Source organism: Synechococcus sp. WC101, from assembly GCF_047461555.1.
Classification (GTDB): Bacteria; Cyanobacteriota; Cyanobacteriia; order Thermostichales; family Thermostichaceae; genus Thermostichus.
The window spans coordinates 1-4,642 of record NZ_JANSHG010000176.1 but is presented as its reverse complement, the minus strand read 5'-3'; the positions used below and the strand labels follow the sequence as shown (position 1 = coordinate 4,642).

The following is a 4,642-nucleotide window of genomic DNA, read 5'->3' as shown; positions in this document are numbered from 1 at the left end:
TTGAACGCTCCCGCCTCTCATCCTGACTCTGGCCGGCCCGCCCCCCTACATCCCCCCGTATACGGGGGGACTGGGGGACTGGGGGGTACAGAGCGGGGCTTCCAGGACTACGTCCCGCTAGCGCGAACGGCGGATTAGCTAACCAAACTTGCTCACTTGAACCTTGACAAACAAAGCCGGGATAGCCTCAAAAAGGCTACAGTAAAGCTACGGAGGCGGAAGCGCCGCCTGAAGGTTTCTGCGGGATTCTGGGCAAAATGCTCTTATGAGATCCGTGGAATTGTCCTGGGTTGGGATTTGACGCACGGGGAGAGAGGGGTATGGGCAAAGTCATCGGGATTGACCTGGGAACCACCAACAGTTGCGTGGCGGTTTTGGAAGGGGGCAAGCCCGTGGTGATCACCAACGCCGAAGGAGGGCGCACCACCCCCAGCATCGTCGGCTTTGCCAAGAACAACGTCCGCCTGGTGGGCCAACTGGCCAAGCGTCAGGCGGTTACCAACGCCGAAAACACCATCTTCAGCATCAAACGCTTCATTGGCCGCACCTTCGCCGAAACTGAAGAAGAGCGCAAGCGAGTCCCCTACAAGGTGATCCCTGGCCGGGACAACATGGTGGAGGTGGTGGTGCAGGATCGCGCCTACACGCCCCAGGAGATCTCCGCAATGATCCTGCAAAAGCTGAAGGCCGACGCGGAGGCTTATCTGGGGGAGCCGGTGACTCAGGCGGTGATCACCGTCCCCGCCTACTTTACCGATGCCCAGCGCCAGGCCACCAAAGACGCGGGCACCATTGCCGGACTGGAGGTGTTGCGCATCATCAACGAACCGACGGCAGCCGCCCTGGCCTACGGGCTGGACAAACAAGATCAAGATCTGCGCATCTTGGTTTTCGACCTGGGTGGCGGCACCTTCGACGTCTCGGTGCTGCAACTGGGCAGCGGCGTGTTCGAGGTACAAGCCACCGCCGGCAACAACCACCTGGGCGGGGATGACTTTGACCAGAGAATTGTCGATTGGCTCAACCGCCAGTTTTTGGAGACGGAAGCGATCGACCTCTCCCGGGATCGCATGGCCTTGCAGCGGATGCGGGAGGCGGCGGAGAAGGCCAAAATCGAGCTGTCCAGCACCCAGGTTACGCTCATCAACCTGCCCTTTATCACCGCCGACGACTCCGGGCCCAAACACCTGGAAGTGGAGCTGACCCGCGCCAAGTTCGAGGAGTTGGTGCAGGATCTGGTGGAGGCTACTGTTGAGCCCACCGAGCAAGCTTTGCGGGATGCCGGCCTCTCCCCTGAGGATATCGACCGCGTGCTGCTGGTGGGTGGCTCTACTCGCATTCCCGCTGTTCAGGAGAAGATTCGGCAAATCTTCAAAAAAAACCCGGATCGCTCCGTCAACCCCGACGAGGCAGTAGCCCTTGGCGCAGCCATCCAGGCAGGGGTGGTAGGCGGAGAAGTGAAAGACCTGCTGCTGTTGGATGTGATTCCCCTCTCCATTGGCGTGGAGACCTTGGGCGGGGTATTCACCCGCATCATCGAGCGCAACACCACCATTCCCACCAGCAAAACCCAAATTTTCTCCACCGCCACCGACGGCCAGACAATGGTGGAAATCCACGTCTTGCAGGGAGAGCGGGCTATGGCCAAGGACAACAAGACCTTGGGCCGCTTTCAACTAACCGGGATCCCGCCAGCTCCCCGCGGGGTGCCCCAGATCGAAGTCTCCTTTGATATCGATGCCAACGGCATTTTGAAAGTCTCCGCCCGCGAGAAGGGGACGGGGATCGAGCAGAGCATCAAGATCACCAACCACGGCGGCTTGAGCAGCAGCGAGATCGAGCGGATGCGTCGGGAAGCCGAGGCCTACGCCGAAGAAGATCGGCGCCGGCGGCAGTTGGTGGAAGCCCGCAACCAAGCGGACAGCCTGCTCTACAACTACGAGAAGACCCTGCAGGAGCACGGCAGTCGCCTTAGCGAGATCTGCCTCCAGAGGGGGGCCCAGGCGGCGGGCACATTGAGGGCGCTGCTGGCAAATGATAACGTAGACTTAGCAACTTTACGGAATGCAATGGAAGAGCTGCGGGCTGTGCTCCTAGAGATGGGGAGTGAGATCTATGGCACTCGCTGAGGATACTCGGCGAAGGCTTTTGCTGAGCTCTGGGGCATGGCAGAGGGGCATTGCCTGGGCCATCCGGCAAGCTGTGTTTCCGGCGTCATTCGATCCTTGTTCTCTGAAGCGCTTCTATGGCTCGTGACTACTACGAAATCTTGGGGGTTAGCCGTGATAGCTCCAAGGAAGAGATTAAGCGCGCCTATCGTCGGCTGGCCCGCAAGTATCACCCTGACGTCAACAAAGAGCCAGGGGCTGAGGATCGCTTCAAGGAAATCAACCGCGCCTATGAGGTGCTCTCGGACGACGAGCTGAGGGCTCGCTACGACCGCTTTGGGGAAGCTGGGCTGAGCGGTGCGGCGGCTGCCGCCAGCGGGTTCCAGGATTTCGCCGGAATCGGTGGCTTCGCCGACCTTTTCGAGAGCTTCTTCACCAACTTTGCGGGAGGGGGAGTTGGCTACAGCCGCAGCCGCCAAGGGCCGGTACGCGGGGATGACCTGCGCTTTGACCTGAAATTGGAGTTTCTCGAGGCCATCTTCGGCGGCGAAAAGCAAATTCGCATCAGCCACTTGGAGGTCTGCCCGGTCTGTGGGGGCAGCGGGGCCAAGCCCGGCACAGATGTGAAAGTCTGCCCCACCTGTGGCGGCGCTGGTCAGGTGCGGCGGGCCACCCGCACCCCCTTTGGCAACTTTACCCAGGTCTCGATCTGCCCCACCTGCGGCGGTGCCGGCCGGGTGCTGGAAGAGCCCTGCTATAACTGCAATGGCGAGGGCCTCGCCCAGACCACCAAGAAGCTGCGCATCAACATCCCTGCCGGCGTGGACAGCGGCACCCGTCTGCGGGTTTCTGGCGAGGGGGATGCCGGTCGGCGCGGTGGCCCACCTGGGGATCTCTACGTTTACCTCTTCGTCGAGCCGGATCCCGACTTCCAGCGGGATGGTCTCACCATCTTCTCGCAGGTGCGGGTAAGCTATCTGCAGGCCATTTTGGGGGCTAAAGTCTTGGTGCCCACGGTGGACTCGAAGGCGGGCCTGGAGGAAGAGGCGGAGCTGACCATTCCGGCGGGTTCCCAGCCGGGTACGGTGCTAACTCTGGAGGGCAAGGGGGTACCTCGCCTTGGCAATCCGATGTTGCGGGGCGACCACAAAATCACCCTGGTAGTGGAGATTCCCACCCGCATCAGCTCGGAAGAGCGGGAACTGCTTATGCGCCTGGCCGAGTTGCATGGGGAACGCATCAACAAGCGGGACGGTTTCTTGGGCGGGCTGTTGCGGGGGCTGGCCCAAATGCCCGGCAACCGAGAGCGAGAAGAAGAATGACGGCAGAGGCAATTCCCCCCCACGAGGTGAAGCTGGTTCTGGATCAACGCGGGATCCCCTGCCCGCTCAACTACGTGCGCGCCAAGTTGCGCCTAGAACGCATGGCGCCGGGGGAGGTGCTGGAGCTGTGGCTGGATGCAGGAGAGCCTCTGGAGCAGGTGCCCAAGAGCCTGACGATGGCGGGGCATTACATTGAAGGGCAACAAGCGGCGCCCGAGGGACACCACATCCTCTGGGTACGCCGTGGGAATTTGGCATGAGCCACCGGAGCGCCGTCCAAGAGGAGGGGCAGGGATCCACTTGCACTGGCTGGGTGCGCGCCGCCCAGGCCAACTTTTATCGCGTGCGCATTGATCCCGAGCTGGCTGCCCTTTTTCCTGAGATCGAGGCGCATTTCCCGGCCCAAAAGCCGATGCCGGCGGAGCTTCTCTGCACTGCTCGGGCCAAGCTCAAAAAAATGGGGCAGTCGGTGATGGTGGGGGACTGGGTGGAGGTTAGCTTACCGCCGGCTGCCGACTCTCTCTGGCCGGAGCGGGGGGCAATTGAGGCCATTCTGCCGCGGCGAACTCAGTTGCCTCGACCGGCCATCGCCAACATAACCCAAGTCTTGGTGGTGATGGCCCTGGCCGAGCCGGAGCCCGAGCCCAACGCCCTCAGCCGTCTGCTGGTGCAGGCCGAGGCCAGCCACCTGCGAGTTCAGGTGGTGTTCAACAAGTGCGATTGTGTAGAGGCGGCGGTGGCAGAGAGCTGGCGACAGCGTCTGCAGCGGTGGGGGTATGAGCCTCTATTGGTCAGTGCCCTTACTGAGGCCGGGATCCCCGAGCTGCGCCGCCGCTGTCGGGATCAGATTTCGGTGGTGGCTGGCCCCTCAGGGGTAGGCAAGTCAAGCTTGCTCAACCGACTCTTGCCGGCTGTTCAGCTGACCACCCAAGCGGTGTCAGAGAAGTTGCGCCAGGGGCGGCACACCACCCGCCATGTGGAGCTGTTCCCTCTGCCAGAGGGGGGTTGGATTGCCGACTCTCCGGGGTTCAATGCCGGCGAAGGGATCCCGCCGGTTTCCCCTCAGCAGCTAATACGTTGCTTTCCGGAAGTGCGGGAGCGGCTGGGCACCTGTCAGTTTCGCGATTGCTTGCACGATCGGGAGCCGGGCTGTGGGCTGCGGGAGCTGGACTGGGAGCGGCGGGGGTTTTACCTACAGCTTTTACATGAACT

At 61.9% G+C, this 4,642-nt stretch carries 4 protein-coding genes; all 4 read left to right on the top strand.

Features of this window, described 5'->3' with window-relative positions; translation table 11 throughout:
- The first annotated feature begins 320 nt into the window (after positions 1–320).
- A complete protein-coding gene (gene dnaK / locus NW809_RS10850; protein WP_414402124.1) occupies positions 321–2,129 on the top strand; it encodes a molecular chaperone DnaK in 1,809 nt (602 codons plus the stop codon).
- Positions 2,130–2,245: 116 nt separating this feature from the next.
- Positions 2,246–3,430 (top strand): molecular chaperone DnaJ, encoded by a 1,185-nt coding sequence (gene dnaJ, locus NW809_RS10845; protein WP_011429678.1) that lies wholly within the window; start codon positions 2,246–2,248, stop codon positions 3,428–3,430.
- Positions 3,427–3,690 carry a sulfurtransferase TusA family protein gene (locus tag NW809_RS10840; protein WP_011429679.1) on the top strand — a complete coding sequence of 88 codons (264 nt, stop codon included), beginning with the start codon at positions 3,427–3,429 and terminating at the stop codon, positions 3,688–3,690. The genes dnaJ and NW809_RS10840 overlap by 4 nt, the downstream gene beginning before the upstream one ends.
- Positions 3,687–4,642, top strand: a 956-nt coding sequence (gene rsgA / locus NW809_RS10835; RefSeq protein WP_414402123.1) for a ribosome small subunit-dependent GTPase A, incomplete at its 3' end; no start/stop codon positions are given. The genes NW809_RS10840 and rsgA, both read left to right, overlap by 4 nt.